The following is a 15,645-nucleotide window of genomic DNA, read 5'->3' on the forward strand; positions in this document are numbered from 1 at the left end:
AAATCGAAAGTCATGAAAAATGAACGTCTTAAAAGCATTTACCATGAAACTTTTTCTGGTTTAAAATTATTTTACAGAGATACTAATCTTTCAGAAGATTTAATTTCAAAATATAAAATTGGTCAAATCATCCAAGAAAAAGGCTTTACCGATATGAGTTCTATTGGCGGTGGTATTTTTGGAAATTTGAGATATTTAATTGCAAGTTCTCACCCCAAAGATTTGTCAAAATTTAATCCTGATTCGGCAAAAAACGGTCATTTCCTTTTAGATTCAATTGCTTATTTTAAAGTCTTGGATATTCAGAGAATTGAAGGTAAAACACAAATTTTCCTTTTGAACATTCCAGATAATTCAATTTCACTTTTTAAAAATTCCTCTTCAAATCTGGAAGAAGAAATTATAGAAAAAGCTCAAAAACGCTTTCGCGAAAAAATCAATACTGACTTCATACCGGAACTACAAACTGAAAACTGGAGAGAAAGAACAAAATCTCCACTTGGAATGAGCGACATCGGCGAATTATTTTTTGATGATTCTAAAATTAAAACAGAATCTCCGAAAAGAATTGATGTTGATATTACGAAGAAAGTTATAGAGATTAATAAAAAACCTTGGTGGAAGTTTTGGTAAAAATTATCATTTCATAATCTCACTAAATAATGAAACAAATTTTTCTACTTTTTTCATCATTAATAGTAATTGGATGTTCCAGTCCAAAAGTTTTCATATTAAATGATAGTAAAGAAGGCAAATATTTTGTTCAAGAATTAGTCAACACTGCTTTTGAAAAAGATTTAATTGGAAAGTCACCATTGATTGTTATAAATGGAATTCCTTTTAAATACAATAAAGAACAAGACACAATATTATTACCTTTAAAAAAATCTGAGATTGTTGATTTGGATTTTTTAAACCAGAATAGCAGCCGCATAATTTACAATGAAAAAGAAAATGATGGCGCTATCATCATAACTTCAAAAGTTCAAAACTAAAATCCAAAAAACGTTTTCGTAACTAATTGTTATATAATCTCGAACCTTTATTCTTTTAAAAGTTATTTCAGTATTTTTGTGTTTCAAAGAACAAACTCAATTATAGATAAAAATGGCTTTAAACACAACAAACCCAACTGGGACTGAAGCGTGGAAAAATCTGCAAAACCACTATAACGCAATTCACGAAACCACTATACAAGAATTGTTTCAACAAGATAGTGCCCGCGTTGAAAAATTCAACCTGCAATGGAATGACTTTTTAGTAGATTATTCTAAAAACAATATCAGTCAGGAAACTATTTCGCTTTTATTAGAATTGGCAAATTCAATCGGATTAAAGAATGCAATTGCTGATTATTTTGGAGGAGAATTAATCAATAAAACAGAAAATCGTGCAGTTCTTCATACAGCTTTGCGTGCTCCAGAATCGGCAGTTATTAAAGTTGATGGAGAAAATGTAATTCCAGAAGTTTACGAAGTAAAAAATAAAATCAAAAACTTTACAGAAGAAGTAATTTCTGGGCAAAGAAAAGGTTATACAGGAAGAGCTTTTACTGATGTTGTAAATATCGGAATCGGCGGTTCTGACCTTGGCCCAGTTATGGCGGTTGAAGCTTTACAATTTTACAAAAATCATTTAAATCTTCATTTCGTTTCAAACGTTGACGGTGATCATGTTAATGAAGTCATCAAAAAATTAAATCCTGAAACTACTTTATTTGTAATTGTTTCTAAAACTTTTACGACTCAAGAAACACTTTCAAATTCAGAAACTATCAAAGAATGGTTTTTGAAATCGGCTACGCAGGAAGATATCGCGAAACACTTTGCGGCAGTTTCTACTAATATTCAAAAAGTAACAGAATTCGGAATTAATCCAGACAATGTTTTCCCAATGTGGGACTGGGTTGGAGGAAGATTTTCTCTTTGGAGCGCGGTTGGTCTAAGCATCGCTTTGGCAATTGGTTTTGATAATTACAACCAATTATTAGTTGGAGCAAATGAAATGGACGAGCATTTTAAATCGGCAGAATTTGACGAAAACATTCCAGTTATTTTAGCTTTATTAAGCGTTTGGTACAATAATTTTTATGGTGCAGAAAGCGAAGCTCTGATTCCGTACACACAATATTTATCAAAATTAGCTCCTTATTTGCAGCAGGCAACTATGGAAAGTAACGGTAAAAGTGTTGGCCGCGACGGAAAACCAGTTAACTACCAAACGGGAACAATTATTTGGGGAGAACCTGGAACAAATTCGCAACATGCTTTCTTCCAATTGATTCACCAAGGAACAAAAAGAATCCCAACTGATTTTATCGGATTCGTAAAACCGCTTTACGGAAACGAAGATCACCATGATAAATTGATGTCTAACTTTTTCGCACAGACTGAAGCATTAATGAATGGAAAAACAGAAGCGCAGGTTCAAGCAGAATTTGACAAACAAGGACTTTCTGCAGAAAAAGCCTCTTACTTATTACCATTTAAAGTTTTCACTGGAAATAAACCGACTAACACAATTTTAATTCAGAAGCTTACACCAAAAACTTTAGGATCTTTAATTGCTTTATACGAGCATAAAATTTTTACTCAAGGAATTATTTGGAACATTTTCAGCTTTGATCAATGGGGTGTAGAATTAGGAAAACAATTGGCTAATTCTATATTAGATGAAATCAATTCGAAGAATGTAAAAAGTCATGATAGTTCAACTTCATTTCTGTTAAATCACTTTTTGAAAAGCAAATAAACTTTTTATTTAAAAATTTCATAACAATTTGAAACGCCTTAATTTAATCAAGATTAAGGCGTTTTTTAGATGTAAAAAACCGACAAAAAGCATAAAATAACAGTCAATTTGCACGTTTACACTTACAAGACAGCTTGAAAAATTATATTTTTAACAAAAAAAGCTGGTATAAATTCAATAAAACAAACTTTTTTTTAAAGAAAAGAGAAAAATTCATTTTAATGCGCAACACAAAAGACAAAACTTACTTTTCTTAACATTTCGATAACATTATCTGAGTTAATTGTTATAATTTTGCCAAAAACAAATAACAAAACAGATGAAAAAATTGTCAAAGTTTCTCTTACTGCTTTTAGCGTTTATTTATGCAGGAGATATTTATGCACAAGGTAACACAACTTCTTCTATCAATGGAGTTGTTTACGATTCGCAAAACAAGTCCCTTCCAGGAGCAACAATTCTTGCAGTTCATGAGGCTTCAGGTAGCCGTTACTCAACAACAACGGATTTTGATGGTCACTTTAGAATTTCTAACATGCGTGTTGGTGGTCCTTACAAAATTGAAGTGACTTTTATTGGTTACACAACCTACACAGAATCAGGAGTTTATTTACAACTTGGTGATTCTAAAAGCTTAAAAGTAGTTTTAAAAGACGAAACTAACCAACTTAGCGAAGTTGTAGTTGTAGGTAAAAAAGATCCAACTTTTAATTCAAAAAAGACTGGGGCTCAAACAATTATTGATCACGACAAGATCAATGAATTACCATCTTTATCAAGAAACATTGCTGATTTTGCAAGACTTACACCACAAGCACAATTACGTGGAGATGATGTAATCTCAATTGGCGGACAAAATAACAGATTTAACGCAATTTACATTGACGGAGCTGTAAACAATGACGTTTTTGGATTAGCTGCAAACGGTACAAATGGTGGACAAACAGGAGTTTCTCCAATTTCATTAGATGCAATTGAGCAATTCCAAGTGAGTGTTTCTCCTTATGATGTTAAATTATCAGGATTCGCTGGAGGAGCAATTAGTGCTATTACACGTTCTGGAACAAATAACTTTGATGGTTCTGCTTATTTCTTATACAGAGATCAATCTTTAGCTGGAAAAACTCCACAAAGATCAAGCAGCACTGCTGAGAGAAAAAAATTATCTGATTTTACAGCTCAAACTTACGGTGTAAGAGCTGGAGGAGCAATCTTAAAAGATAAATTATTCTACTTCATCAACTACGAAAGACAAGATAACGAGACACCAGCTCCGTTTGATATTAACAACTATACTGGTAACATTGGAATCAGCGGTACTAACCCATACAGTGGAGCAGTAGCACAAGATAGAATCAATACTTTGACTAACTTTTTGCAAACAGCTTACGGTTACAATCCAGGAGTTTACAACAACAATACTCAAACTTTAGTATCTGATAAATTAATCGCTAAAGTAGACTGGAACATCAACGATAACAACAAACTTTCTGTTAAAAACAGTTACGTTAAAGCAACAAACTTCTCACCTTACCGCTCAACAGCAACTTCTTTGAACTTTGTTAATGGTGCTCAAGACTTCGAATCTATCACAAACTCTGCGGCTTTAGAGTTAAATACTAGATTTAACAATAAATTCTCAAACAACCTTGTAGTAGGTTTTACAACTGTAAATGATGACAGAGATGCATCAGGAAATCCATTCCCTACAGTTGAAATTAGAGATGGTTCAGGAACAATTTACTTTGGTGCAGAAGCTAGCTCAACAGCAAACTTATTAAAACAAAGAACTTTAACAATTACTGATAATTTCGAAATTAACGCAGGTAAACACAATATCTTAATTGGTACTCATAATGAGTTAACTTACGCTAAAAACGTATTTATTCAAAGAAACTTCGGTTCTTATGTATACAACAACCTTAATGATTTCTTAAATAATGCTGTGCCAAACAGATACCGTTTAGGATATTCTCTAATTGGAGGTTCAGGTGACGAGTCACAAGGAGCTGCTGAGTTCAACATGAACCAATTTGGATTATATGTTCAAGATAACATCAGAGTTTCAGATAACTTTAGATTTTCTGTAGGTGTACGTGCTGATATGCCAGTATGGGAAACTGGAACTGTAAATAATGATTTCAATGACAGAACTATACCATTATTAGAAGCTGCTGGAAAAGATCTTAAAGGTGCAAAAGTTGGTCAGCCAATTAAAAACACTGTACATTTCTCTCCAAGAATTGGATTCAACTACGATGTAAACGGAGACAAAGAAACTCAAGTACGTGGGGGTATTGGTGTATTTACATCAAGAGTACCTTTAGTATGGCCAGGTGGAGCTTATAACAACTATGGTATGGGACAAAACCTTATTGATACAAATTTAGGTGGTACAAAACCTCTTTTCAATCCTAATACAGATGTTAACAGCCAGCTTTATTACAATGGTGTAGCGCTAGGACCAGTTCCTGGAAGTGGAAAAGTAGGTGGAAACATTGACTTATTTGCTAAAGATTTCAAATTACCTCAAGTTTTAAAAACAAGTATTGGTTTTGATCGTAAACTTCCAGGTGGATTAGTTTTATCTGCAGAAGCTATCTTTAACGAAAACTTGAATTCAATTCAATATCAAAACTTAAACTTAGCAGGTCCTCAGAATTACACTACTGGTGCTGATGTTAGACCAATGTACAATAACGTACTTGTTGATAAAACATATTCTGGTATTTACTTAGGTTCAAATAAAAAAGCTGGTAGCGCTTGGAACACGAACTTGACTTTGACTAAATATTTCACATCTGACTTTATTGATGCAAACATCTCTGCAACATATTCTTATGGAGAATCTAATGTTTGGATGGATGCTACAAGCTCTCAAAACAGTTCTCAATGGCAATACATCGAAACTGTTAACGGTTCAAATGCAATTTCTGGTGTATCTAGATCAGATTTTGATCAAGGATCAAGAGTTATGGCTAACTCATCTATCAAATTCAAATGGAACAATAATATGAAAACTACTATTGGTCTATTCTACGAAGGTGCTCAAGGAACTCCAATCAGTTATATTTATAATGACCTTGGAAGAATCATGAAAGATACCAACCAAAACTCAGCTTTAGTTTATATTCCAGCTAACAGAAGTGAAATTACTTTAGTTACAGCTACAGGTAATGCTTTGACTCCTGATCAGCAATGGCAAGCTCTAGATGCTTACATCTCTAGCAACAAATATTTAAACAGCAGAAGAGGTAAATATGCAGAACGTAACGGAGACCGTTTAGACTGGAGCCACGTTATTGACTTAAAATTAGCTCAAGAATTCAAAATAAACGTAGGTAACAAAAGCCACAAATTAGAGTTTACAGCTGATGTTTTCAACTTCACAAACTTGTTAAACAAAAACTGGGGAAGAAGATACTTTGCTACAAATGACCAAGTATTATTACTTCAACAAGTTGGTTTCTTAGCTAACGGAACTACTCCAACATTCAACTTCAACCCGAATGTTGCAAACAGTGTTAACCAAATTGATGACGTAGGTTTACAGTCAGCAAGATGGCAGATGCAAGTTGGAGCTAGATACTCTTTCAACTAATAAAGAACCATCCTAAATAATTAAAACGGCATAGACTTTTAAGTTTAATGCCGTTTTTTTTTACTCATTTTTGTTATATTTGTTTCAAACAAAAAACACAGTTTATGTATAATTTTCTACAAAAATTTCACTCTGGCTGGGCTTACTTAGCATTGCTTCTTTTACTTGTTGCAGTTGTTAATGCAATCATCGGAGTAACATCAAAAAAAGAGTTTACAGGCAAAGACCGTAAAATCGCTTTATTTGCTTTAATTGGAACCCATACTCAATTATTGATCGGTTTAATACTATATTTTGTTTCTCCACTTGGAAAAGCAGCTTTTGGCCAAATGTCAAATGCAGAACTTAGATTAACATCATTAGAACACCCACTAATTAATATTATCGCTATCATCCTAATCACTATCGGATGGTCTAAACATAAAAAATTAATCAATAGCGAAGCTAAGTTTAAAACCTTTGCTATATTTTACGGATTAGGATTATTACTTATTTTAAGTAGAATTCCTTGGAACCTTTGGTTCTAAAAAATACCAATTAAAAGCCCTTAACCAGGGCTTTTTTTATCTCGGCATATTATTTGTACAAACTCCCCCAAGTCTGAAAAAAAATAACCCATGAGAAATAAAAAGAACATTTTATTCGCCACGATTGCTTTGACTTTAATTAGCGGCTTTAGTTATGTTATAAGCCAAACCAAACCTACAACAGAACCTAAAATCATTCAAGATACCGTAAAAAATGCAAAACCAAATATTATTGCATTACCTATAGATTCAGTATTTACAGACAAAGGTTTAAAATTAAGACCATACAAAAAAAATGCTCATGCCTCTTATTACGCTGATCGTTTTAATGGAAAAAGAACTGCCAACGGAAGCCGATTTAACAACAACAGTTATACTGCCGCTCACAAAAAACTTCCTTTTGGAACTAGGGTAAAAGTAACAAATGAGGCAAACGGAAAATTTGTAATTGTAAAAATTACTGATCGCGGTCCTTTTGTAAAAACACGTGAAATCGATTTGTCCAAAAGGGCTTTTATGGACATCACAAAAAGTAAGGGTGCCGGCGCTATGAAGGTTACCATTGAAATTATAGTAGAATAAAAAAATCCCGCTTTTGAAGCGGGATTTTTATTTATACAAATTTTCGAATACTCATTACAATTCCAGTATGAATTCCTTCGTGATAATTATTGAAATCTAATGCATCTTGAACATTTCTAAGATTAAATCCCATGCTGGTTGTATATTCATTATAATCAACAAAAAGTCCACTTTCAAAATCATTTTTTGTTTTTTCAAATGTGCTCAAAAGAACTGATTTAATTTCATCAACTTCCTCTTGAGAAACATCTCCTTCGGGTTTTGTCCCTTTACGATATTTTAAAATAAAATCTTCCGAAACCATCGCTGGAAGTCCTGATAGTTTATAAACCAATGTCTGTTGTGCCGCTACGCAATGTGCCACATTCCAGATTATATTATTACTAAAACTTTGCGGAATTTTGTTTAATTGCTCTAAAGAATGGCTTTCTAAAATTTTTAAAAGAATTTCTCTTATAGTTTTCTGTGTTTCAAAAACGGAACTCATATTATTATTTTTTTTCTAAAATTAGACAATTTTAAGTTTCAAATGAATTTTCTTTGTATTCTAATAAAATTCAAAGGTCATGAAAAAAATATACTATTTGGCATCTTGCGACACGTGCAGAAAAATCATTAAAAGTTTACCAGAAAACAATTTGGTTTTTCAAGATATCAGACAAAATCCGATTACTGAAGCTGAACTTGAAGAAATGTATAAACTTTCTGGAAGTTATGAGGCCTTATTCAGCAAAAAAGCGCAATTGTATAAATCGATGGACTTAAAGAACAAATCTTTGTCTGAAGCTGATTTTAAAAAATATATTTTAGAACACTATACTTTCTTAAGTCGTCCGGTTTTTATAATTGACGGCAAAATTTACATTGGCAACAGCCAGAAAAATATTGCAGAGGTTATAAAAGCATTATCATAAGAATACTAAAAGTTTGATGTACGAAACTGATTAACAATTTACAACACAAACCAGCAAACTTTTATTTATCTTTGCGCCTTTATACTCAATTATATGATACAATCTATGACAGGGTTTGGCAAAGCTTCTTTGCAATTGCCTACAAAAAAAATTACCGTTGAAGTAAAATCCTTAAATAGCAAAGGTTTAGATTTAAATGTAAGAATGCCATCGCTTTACCGTGAAATGGAATTAGGCTTACGAACTCAAATCTCAACAAAACTTGAAAGGGGAAAAATTGATTTTGCGATTTACATTGAAAGTACTGCAGAACAAACTTCGACTAAAGTAAATGTTCCTGTCGTAAAAAATTATATTGCACAGTTAAAAGAAGTTAATCCTGATGCTGATGAAACTGAATTAATGAAAATGGCTGTTCGTATGCCAGACACATTAAAAACAGAACGCGAAGAAATCGATGAAAACGACTGGGAGCAGATTCAGGTAATTATTGATGAAGCACTTCAAAATATTCTAAATTTCCGTAAAGACGAAGGAGAATCTCTTGAAAAAGAATTCAATTTACGAATTGGAAATATTCGTCAGTACATGAACGATGCTTTGGCATTAGATCCAGAACGTGTACAAGCGATTAAAGATCGTTTACAAACTGCAATTTCTGAATTACAGGTTAATGTTGATGAAAACCGTTTTGAGCAGGAATTAATCTATTATCTGGAGAAATTAGATATTACAGAAGAAAAAGTGCGATTAACCAATCACTTAGATTATTTCTTAGAAACTATAAAAGGGACTGAAGCTAACGGCCGTAAACTTGGTTTTATCACTCAAGAAATGGGACGCGAGATCAATACAATGGGTTCTAAATCAAATCATGCTCAAATGCAGAAATTGGTTGTGATGATGAAAGATGAGCTGGAAAAAATTAAAGAACAGGTTTTAAACGTTTTATAAAAGCTTTAAGCAATAAGCTATAGGCACAGAATACCGCACAACATTAAAGCTTAAAGCATATTGCTTAAAGCCTAAAGCATAAACTAATGAACAAAGGAAAATTAATTGTTTTTTCAGCACCGTCTGGATCAGGAAAAACAACTATAGTAAAACATTTACTAGGGAAAGAAGATTTAAACTTAGAATTTTCGATCTCAGCGGCTTCACGCGACCCACGCGGAGAAGAAGAACACGGAAAAGATTATTATTTTATTTCGTTAGAACAATTCAAAAAACACATCAAAGCCGAAGAGTTCCTAGAATGGGAAGAAGTATACCGTGATAATTTCTACGGAACTTTAAAAGCTGAAATCGAAAGAATCTGGGCAATGGGAAAAAATGTAATTTTTGATATTGATGTTGCAGGCGGTCTTCGCATTAAACATAAATTTCCAGACCAGACTTTAGCCGTTTTTGTAAAACCTCCAAGTGTTGACGAACTTAAACGCCGATTAAAAGAACGTTCTACTGAGAGTGAAGACAAAATCAATATGCGAATTGCAAAAGCTTCGGTAGAATTAGCTACAGCTCCTCAATTTGATACTATTATCAAAAACTACGATTTAGATACAGCGAAGGAAGAAGCGTATCAATTGGTAAAAGATTTTGTAAATAAATAATTTTATTCCGCAGAGATACAAAAAGAAAAACACAGAGATTCGCAAAAGTATTATTTTAAACTTTGCGAATCTTTGTGCTATCTTAGCGAATCTTTGTGAAACTCTATAAAATGAAAATAGGCCTTTACTTCGGAACGTATAATCCAATTCATGTTGGTCATTTGATCATTGCCAATCACATGGCCGAGTTTGCAGATTTAGATCAGATTTGGATGGTGGTTACACCTCATAATCCGTTAAAAAAGAAAGCGACTCTTCTAGATGATCATCATCGTTTGCAAATGGTTTATCTGGCAACGGAAGATTATCCGAAAATTAAACCATCAGATATTGAGTTCAAGTTACCTCAGCCCAATTATACGGTAATTACTTTAGCTCATTTACAAGAGAAATATCCCAATCATGAATTTTCTTTGATAATGGGCGAAGATAATTTGAAAACGCTTCATAAGTGGAAAAACTATGAAGTGATTCTCGAAAATCATGACATTTATGTTTATCCGCGTATTTCAGATGAACCTGAGAACACCGAATTAAAATCACATCCAAAAATTCATGTAATCGATGCGCCAATTGTAGAGATTTCTTCGACTTTTATTCGAAACAGCATTAAAGAAGGTAAAAATATTCAGCCTTTACTTCCTCCAAAAGTTTGGGAATATATCGATCATAATAATTTTTATAAAAAATAAATGCTTTTTTCTGCTTCTATTTTTATCCCTGTAAAGCCAAATGGATTTAATTTAACTCGATCAGAAAAAATTTGTTGGTATTCTTTAGCAGGACTTTTGATATATGGATTTCCATTTTTACTACTTGAAAATTATTATGCTTATAGATTCCCTCAATGGGTTTATTACCCAACATTACTTGCTTTTCTGATAAATTTCAGCAGTTATTTTATTCGATCAACGGAATTTGAAAACCTCAATGGCTATTTTGAAGGAACAATTTCATTTAATGAAGAATTTCTAACTGTTAATGAGGTCGATTATAAATATTCAGAATTAGAAAATTTAATGATTTATGGAAACTCTTTCTCTGGAGAGAAAACGGAGAATTACAGGTATGGGCCAATGTATGGAAATGGTGTCAAAAATTTAATTTCCTTTACGTATAACGAATATAAAATTGAAAAACATTTTCAGTTAAACTCAGAACGACATCTTGATGAATTGCAAAATACTTTGATTCATATCATTACTCAGGAAAAAATTCCTTTCAAAAAAGAACATTTAGATTTTATAAATGAAGAACATAGGTCGTATATTCTTTTCGAATTTTTAATTGGAAAATTGATTGAAAAGAAAAAAATTAACTATAGAGAAGGTCTCAGTTTTGTAAAATTTAATTCAAATAAAGATGTTCAGGAATTTAAAGCAAAATATTGTAACTAAATTTTCAATCTTTTCATTCCGACGAAGGAAAAATCTTCGCGAGAAACTTTACAAAGATTGGTTTTTCGTTGCGGAGCTACTTATGGAGATTTCTCCTTCGTCGAAATGACAAACAGAGCCATATAAAAAAATCCTAAAAAAAGCCTGAATTTAAAATTCAGGCTTTTTGCTATAATTAAGCTTCAACACTTACTTCATTTTTTACTCTTGTTCTAATTTCACTTAGCGATTGATCGATTAAAAGTTTTCCGTCTCTGAAAACCTCTTTCAATTCACCTTGTTTTTCTTCTTCCCAAGAAACATTATCTGTTAGATGATACTTGCCATCGATTAAATCAATTTTCATTAATCCTTTGGCAGATTTTTTAGTTCCGTCATCAGTAATTGGATCTTTGAAGATGGCTCTTCCCTCTCCGTTTACTTCTCCGTAAGTTGCTTTCATGGCAAATCCGAAAGTATCTCTAGTATTATACTGGTAGGTAAAAGATCCAATTCCTAAAACTACATTGGTAGAAGCAAAACCTTTTGCTTTTAATCTTTCGCAGATTTGAGTCGCTCTTGCCACTGTAATGCTATCACCATAAATTGCTCCAATTTGCGGAACTAATTCTTTAAAGCCTTTGTCATTTGTAGTTCCTCCAAAAACATCCCAAAGCAATTCGATAACGCCTTTTTTCTCTTGTTCTGTTCTTCCATTCGGATTTCCGCAAATAATATCCACTGGATCACCGCTGTCAGGACGAATTACGACTTTACCTTCTCTTGAAACAATTTCTTCTTTTAATCTTGGAAGATAATCGGTTAAAACTTTCCATAAATCCCAAGTATCAGAAACGATAGAAACGATTCCTTTTGGATATACTTCTGTAATTAATCTTTTAAATGTTTCATACTCGCCTTCTGTAGTTCCCATGCACATTACAGAATGTTCTGTTGCGGCAACTGAACCTGCTACAAGTTCTAAATCTGAATTGGCATTATAATATTCTTCGAGAAAATCGATTACTGGAATCGTATCAGAACCTGTGAAATTTAATAAATGTCCAGCTGCTGATGTTATTGCCGCTTCTATTCCGCCCATTCCTCGCATTGAGAAATCGTGTGCCTGCCAATCTACAAATTCTGGCACAGAAGAAGTTTCTGCTGCATATTTATCTAGAACCTTTCTGTATTCTTTTGCAATTGTCGCTGAATTACAAGGAAGCCAAACCACTGCAGAAAGTAATGTTTCGAAATAATTGGTCAACCAGAAAAACTCTGGAATTGTATTGTACATCGTAAACATTGGCACTCTCAAAGGAACACTTGCTCCTTCTGGTAAAGCTTTAAAAACCATCGGAATATATCCTAAATCGTGTAAATCTTCAATATGTTTTGTACCAACTTGGTTTTCGCCTAAATAATTATTGATTCTGCGTGCGTATTTTTGAACTACTTCTTCTTTTGATTTTTTGAAGAAATACTCTTCAAAGTCATGAATAATATATTTTTTGATGAAATACTGCAATCCGAAAAACACAACCTCATCAAGACCTTCAATTCTTGATTTTCGTGGTGTCCAGTTAGAATATACTAATGTTGTTCCATCTGGGTACTGTCTTCTGTGGTCAACTTTGTAACCATCTGTTAATAATAGTGGGTTCATATATTTTTTATTATAGTTTTAAATGTTCATATAGTGTATCAAATTCTAAAGACAAATTCAAATATTCCTGAATCCAGTCATTTTGCATAGAGATTTCTTGTAAAGTTCCGGTTGGCGCAAATAAGTGCCGAAAAAATTCCAGACCTTGTTCATTATTATTTTCAACCAATTTAGAATTTAAATCTATTTCGGCAATTAATTCTTCTATAGAATTATAAGATGTCCACATTAAATCGGTATCAGCTGTAATTTTAGATTTAATTAGTTCAATTAGTTTTAGTACTTCACTCATTTCAAAGCTTATTTATTTCTTCCTTTCTCGTTAGGATACAATGTCTGCATGACATCACTCTGCCAAAATTCTTTCGTTTGAACATCCATACAGCTTAATTTTCCGTAAAAACCAGCTCCAGTATCAATATTCCAGACATTACAGCCTTTCATAGGAATTTCGACATCATAATGAAGCGTTGGTGTGTGACCAATATAGATTTGATTATAAAGCAATAATCTTTTTGGATATAAAAGTGAATCTTTTTTAATTCTTTTATCCATTGTCAAAGCCATTTCCCAAAGTGTTCTGTCCCAAGAAAAATTAGTTTGGTAATGTTCTTTCTCTGGTCCGTGCATGGATGAAAAACCGGCATGAATGAACAAATTGTTATTTTCGTCTACATAATAATCTTTCATACTATTAAAGAATTGATAATGCTTCTCTTTTTCTGAAAGCTCAATGTCTGCATAACTTTCTATAGTCGATTTCCCTCCGTGCAAAAACCAAACATCATTTATGATATCTTTTTCTAACCATTCTTGACACCAGGCATCATGATTTCCTTTTATAAAAATACATTCCCGCTTTTGGGATAAATCAATAAGAAAATCAATTAATTGTTTAGATTCGCTCCAGCCATCGACATAATCTCCTAGAAAAATAAATCGGTCATTCTCCGCATAATCAATTCTTTCAAGTAACTGAAGCAATGCTTTCAATCCACCGTGAATATCTCCAAAAACTAAAGTCCTTTTCATGACTTAATTAAATTTATTATCAAGAGCTGTATCTAATTTTATTAGAAAATCTTTTCCGAATTTATCATTCTCTAATTCTTCGTAAAGAAATAGAGGCAATGTTTTCTCACAATTTTGTTTCTGACTTAAAATTGCCATAGACAAGGCTGCAACTGTATCGGCATCGCCTCCGTAACTTATCCCTGTTTTTAGACAGTCTTTCATTGAAACAGCTTCTGAGACCATTTTAATAACCGCTTGTGTTGTAGGATAACCGTGCATATCAATTGGAGAAGTAATTCTATAATTCTCATTCTCTTTTAAAGTCTCGTTTAGAAATGCTATCAAAGTAGATCCATCACCCAAATTATATTTAAAATAGTGAACTGCCAAAGCAATGCGTTTGGCACAACTTATTCCTTCAACTGTATTATGAGAAGTTTTCGCCTGAATCTCACAGAATTCCAGTATCTGCTTAATATCTTTTAAATACCCGATAGAATATGCTCTCATTGCAGAACCGTTTCCGTTACTTCCGTTGTTGATTATTTTGATAAAATCAGCTCCGTTTGTACTGACATCTAAAGCATTATAAACCCGGTCTGAATATCCTCGCCTTTTATCTCTGTGAAAAACCTCAACAAATTTATCTGCCACTTTAATCTCGTTCCAGTTATCGTCTTCTAATAGCAATTCTGTAATTGCAATTGCCATTTGAGTATCGTCTGTATATCTTTTATAAATCTCTGTGTAAAGTCCGTGTTTATGATATTGAGTCAGATTATTGTTTTGAGAAATAAAATCTAAATCGCGAAATTCAAAACCCGCACCGTATGCATCGCCTATTGCTGCTTCTAAAATCATAATTTTTTTATTTGATTATATTAAGATTTAAATTCAATATACTTTGCTGGAACTACATCAGTCAGCCAGACATTATTTTCAGACAAATAAAATTTAAATCCGTCGCGATGCATAGCGCCACTTTTAACGGTTAAGATTTGAGCCGCTCCTCTTCTGCTTCCTACTTTTATAGCTGTTTCTTTGTCTTTTGAAAGGTGTACATGCTGACGGCTCATTTTCTTTAAACCTTCTTTCTGAATACTTTCTATAAACTTCCCAACCGTTCCGTGGTATAAATACTCTGAAGGTTCTGTTTCTGTTAAATTCAAGTCAACTGAAATAGAATGTCCCTGACTTGCTCTGATTTTCGTTTTGTCTTCATTAAACGCAAAACGCTTTTTATCGTTATTTTCTACTACGTAATCTAAAAGTTCAGCGTCGAGACGGTTTCCTTTTTTAGTACATTTTTCTATTAATTCGTTGACATCTGCCCAACCTTTTTCATCTAATTTTAATCCGATTTTTTCTGGAGAATGTCTAAGCACCAGACTTAAAAATTTGCTTATGCTTTTTGTTTCTTTTTCATTCATTTTCATTTTTTTTATTCCGACCCTTAAACGTTCGAATGAACGTAACTGCTAGGGAGCGATATTTTTTCTACCAATGAAATGTTCCTACGAAACATTGGTTCTTCTTTAATTTTATATCAATTCATCCCTAACTTCGATCCTACAAAAATTTAGACTTTCATTTTTATATTT

The 15,645-nt window shown here is 32.8% G+C and carries 17 protein-coding genes; 11 read left to right on the forward strand and 6 right to left on the reverse strand.

Annotated elements, in window-relative coordinates; translation table 11 throughout:
- Window positions 1-12: 12 nt before the first annotated feature.
- The 6 genes from QMG60_RS03300 (at window position 13) to QMG60_RS03325 (ending at window position 7,461) form a co-directional block, all read left to right on the forward strand.
- Window positions 13-633, forward strand: a complete 621-nt coding sequence (locus QMG60_RS03300) for a hypothetical protein (RefSeq protein ID WP_281866865.1) — start codon at window positions 13-15, stop codon at window positions 631-633.
- Window positions 634-662: 29 nt separating this feature from the next.
- Entirely contained in the window at window positions 663-995 is a 333-nt protein-coding gene (locus tag QMG60_RS03305) for a hypothetical protein (protein WP_281866866.1), read from the forward strand.
- Between the two features lie 112 nt (window positions 996-1,107).
- Window positions 1,108-2,751 carry a glucose-6-phosphate isomerase gene (gene pgi, locus QMG60_RS03310; RefSeq protein ID WP_281866867.1) on the forward strand — a complete coding sequence of 548 codons (1,644 nt, stop codon included), beginning with the start codon at window positions 1,108-1,110 and terminating at the stop codon, window positions 2,749-2,751.
- A gap of 319 nt (window positions 2,752-3,070) precedes the next feature.
- Window positions 3,071-6,352 carry a carboxypeptidase regulatory-like domain-containing protein gene (locus tag QMG60_RS03315; RefSeq protein WP_281866868.1) on the forward strand — a complete coding sequence of 1,094 codons (3,282 nt, stop codon included), beginning with the start codon at window positions 3,071-3,073 and terminating at the stop codon, window positions 6,350-6,352.
- Between the two features lie 104 nt (window positions 6,353-6,456).
- Window positions 6,457-6,879, forward strand: coding sequence for a hypothetical protein (locus QMG60_RS03320; protein ID WP_134142743.1), 423 nt, complete (start codon window positions 6,457-6,459; stop codon window positions 6,877-6,879).
- A gap of 90 nt (window positions 6,880-6,969) precedes the next feature.
- Window positions 6,970-7,461, forward strand: coding sequence for a septal ring lytic transglycosylase RlpA family protein (locus tag QMG60_RS03325; protein WP_281866869.1), 492 nt, complete (start codon window positions 6,970-6,972; stop codon window positions 7,459-7,461).
- A 31-nt stretch (window positions 7,462-7,492) separates the two neighbouring features.
- Here QMG60_RS03325 and QMG60_RS03330 read toward each other — a convergent pair whose 3' ends face one another.
- Window positions 7,493-7,948: a DinB family protein gene (locus QMG60_RS03330; RefSeq protein WP_281866870.1), complete on the reverse strand. Its 456-nt coding sequence runs from the start codon at window positions 7,946-7,948 to the stop codon at window positions 7,493-7,495.
- Between the two features lie 79 nt (window positions 7,949-8,027).
- Between QMG60_RS03330 and QMG60_RS03335 the strand changes: the two genes are divergently transcribed.
- From QMG60_RS03335 to QMG60_RS03355, 5 genes are all read left to right on the forward strand, one after another.
- Window positions 8,028-8,375, forward strand: coding sequence for an ArsC/Spx/MgsR family protein (locus QMG60_RS03335; protein WP_281866871.1), 348 nt, complete (start codon window positions 8,028-8,030; stop codon window positions 8,373-8,375).
- A 93-nt stretch (window positions 8,376-8,468) separates the two neighbouring features.
- Window positions 8,469-9,329, forward strand: a complete 861-nt coding sequence (locus QMG60_RS03340; RefSeq protein WP_057115240.1) for a YicC/YloC family endoribonuclease — start codon at window positions 8,469-8,471, stop codon at window positions 9,327-9,329.
- Between the two features lie 86 nt (window positions 9,330-9,415).
- A complete protein-coding gene (gene gmk / locus QMG60_RS03345; protein WP_057115241.1) occupies window positions 9,416-9,988 on the forward strand; it encodes a guanylate kinase in 573 nt (190 codons plus the stop codon).
- A gap of 110 nt (window positions 9,989-10,098) precedes the next feature.
- The gene (nadD, locus tag QMG60_RS03350; RefSeq protein WP_057115242.1) at window positions 10,099-10,680 is read left to right on the forward strand and encodes a nicotinate (nicotinamide) nucleotide adenylyltransferase; all 582 of its coding nucleotides are present in this window, start codon (window positions 10,099-10,101) and stop codon (window positions 10,678-10,680) included.
- On the forward strand, window positions 10,681-11,385 hold the full coding sequence (locus QMG60_RS03355; RefSeq protein ID WP_281866872.1) for a hypothetical protein: 705 nt from the start codon (window positions 10,681-10,683) through the stop codon (window positions 11,383-11,385).
- Between the two features lie 175 nt (window positions 11,386-11,560).
- Here QMG60_RS03355 and QMG60_RS03360 read toward each other — a convergent pair whose 3' ends face one another.
- The 5 genes from QMG60_RS03360 to QMG60_RS03380 are packed head-to-tail and all read right to left on the reverse strand — an operon-like array spanning window position 11,561 to window position 15,474.
- The gene (locus QMG60_RS03360) at window positions 11,561-13,030 is read right to left on the reverse strand and encodes a nicotinate phosphoribosyltransferase (RefSeq protein WP_281866873.1); all 1,470 of its coding nucleotides are present in this window, start codon (window positions 13,028-13,030) and stop codon (window positions 11,561-11,563) included.
- A gap of 10 nt (window positions 13,031-13,040) precedes the next feature.
- On the reverse strand, window positions 13,041-13,322 hold the full coding sequence (locus tag QMG60_RS03365; RefSeq protein WP_134142748.1) for a hypothetical protein: 282 nt from the start codon (window positions 13,320-13,322) through the stop codon (window positions 13,041-13,043).
- An 8-nt stretch (window positions 13,323-13,330) separates the two neighbouring features.
- The gene (locus QMG60_RS03370) at window positions 13,331-14,062 is read right to left on the reverse strand and encodes a metallophosphoesterase family protein (RefSeq protein WP_281866874.1); all 732 of its coding nucleotides are present in this window, start codon (window positions 14,060-14,062) and stop codon (window positions 13,331-13,333) included.
- Window positions 14,063-14,065: 3 nt separating this feature from the next.
- On the reverse strand, window positions 14,066-14,905 hold the full coding sequence (locus QMG60_RS03375) for an ADP-ribosylglycohydrolase family protein (protein WP_281866875.1): 840 nt from the start codon (window positions 14,903-14,905) through the stop codon (window positions 14,066-14,068).
- Between the two features lie 20 nt (window positions 14,906-14,925).
- Complete coding sequence (locus QMG60_RS03380; protein ID WP_281866876.1) at window positions 14,926-15,474, reverse strand: RNA 2'-phosphotransferase; 549 nt, start codon at window positions 15,472-15,474, stop codon at window positions 14,926-14,928.
- Window positions 15,475-15,645: the final 171 nt, after the last annotated feature.

This window comes from Flavobacterium sp. GSB-24 (assembly GCF_027924665.1).
Taxonomy (GTDB): domain Bacteria; phylum Bacteroidota; class Bacteroidia; order Flavobacteriales; family Flavobacteriaceae; genus Flavobacterium.

Bases quoted from the DNA above. Each gene is read 5' to 3' on its own strand.
- QMG60_RS03300 (WP_281866865.1), top strand. From the start codon at position 13: ATGAAAAATGAACGTCTTAAAAGCATTTACCATGAAACTTTTTCTGGT.
- QMG60_RS03305 (WP_281866866.1), top strand. From the start codon at position 663: ATGAAACAAATTTTTCTACTTTTTTCATCATTAATAGTAATTGGATGT.
- pgi (WP_281866867.1), top strand. From the start codon at position 1,108: ATGGCTTTAAACACAACAAACCCAACTGGGACTGAAGCGTGGAAAAAT.
- QMG60_RS03315 (WP_281866868.1), top strand. From the start codon at position 3,071: ATGAAAAAATTGTCAAAGTTTCTCTTACTGCTTTTAGCGTTTATTTAT.
- QMG60_RS03320 (WP_134142743.1), top strand. From the start codon at position 6,457: ATGTATAATTTTCTACAAAAATTTCACTCTGGCTGGGCTTACTTAGCA.
- QMG60_RS03325 (WP_281866869.1), top strand. From the start codon at position 6,970: ATGAGAAATAAAAAGAACATTTTATTCGCCACGATTGCTTTGACTTTA.
- QMG60_RS03330 (WP_281866870.1), bottom strand. From the start codon at position 7,948: ATGAGTTCCGTTTTTGAAACACAGAAAACTATAAGAGAAATTCTTTTA.
- QMG60_RS03335 (WP_281866871.1), top strand. From the start codon at position 8,028: ATGAAAAAAATATACTATTTGGCATCTTGCGACACGTGCAGAAAAATC.
- QMG60_RS03340 (WP_057115240.1), top strand. From the start codon at position 8,469: ATGATACAATCTATGACAGGGTTTGGCAAAGCTTCTTTGCAATTGCCT.
- gmk (WP_057115241.1), top strand. From the start codon at position 9,416: ATGAACAAAGGAAAATTAATTGTTTTTTCAGCACCGTCTGGATCAGGA.
- nadD (WP_057115242.1), top strand. From the start codon at position 10,099: ATGAAAATAGGCCTTTACTTCGGAACGTATAATCCAATTCATGTTGGT.
- QMG60_RS03355 (WP_281866872.1), top strand. From the start codon at position 10,681: ATGCTTTTTTCTGCTTCTATTTTTATCCCTGTAAAGCCAAATGGATTT.
- QMG60_RS03360 (WP_281866873.1), bottom strand. From the start codon at position 13,030: ATGAACCCACTATTATTAACAGATGGTTACAAAGTTGACCACAGAAGA.
- QMG60_RS03365 (WP_134142748.1), bottom strand. From the start codon at position 13,322: ATGAGTGAAGTACTAAAACTAATTGAACTAATTAAATCTAAAATTACA.
- QMG60_RS03370 (WP_281866874.1), bottom strand. From the start codon at position 14,062: ATGAAAAGGACTTTAGTTTTTGGAGATATTCACGGTGGATTGAAAGCA.
- QMG60_RS03375 (WP_281866875.1), bottom strand. From the start codon at position 14,905: ATGATTTTAGAAGCAGCAATAGGCGATGCATACGGTGCGGGTTTTGAA.
- QMG60_RS03380 (WP_281866876.1), bottom strand. From the start codon at position 15,474: ATGAATGAAAAAGAAACAAAAAGCATAAGCAAATTTTTAAGTCTGGTG.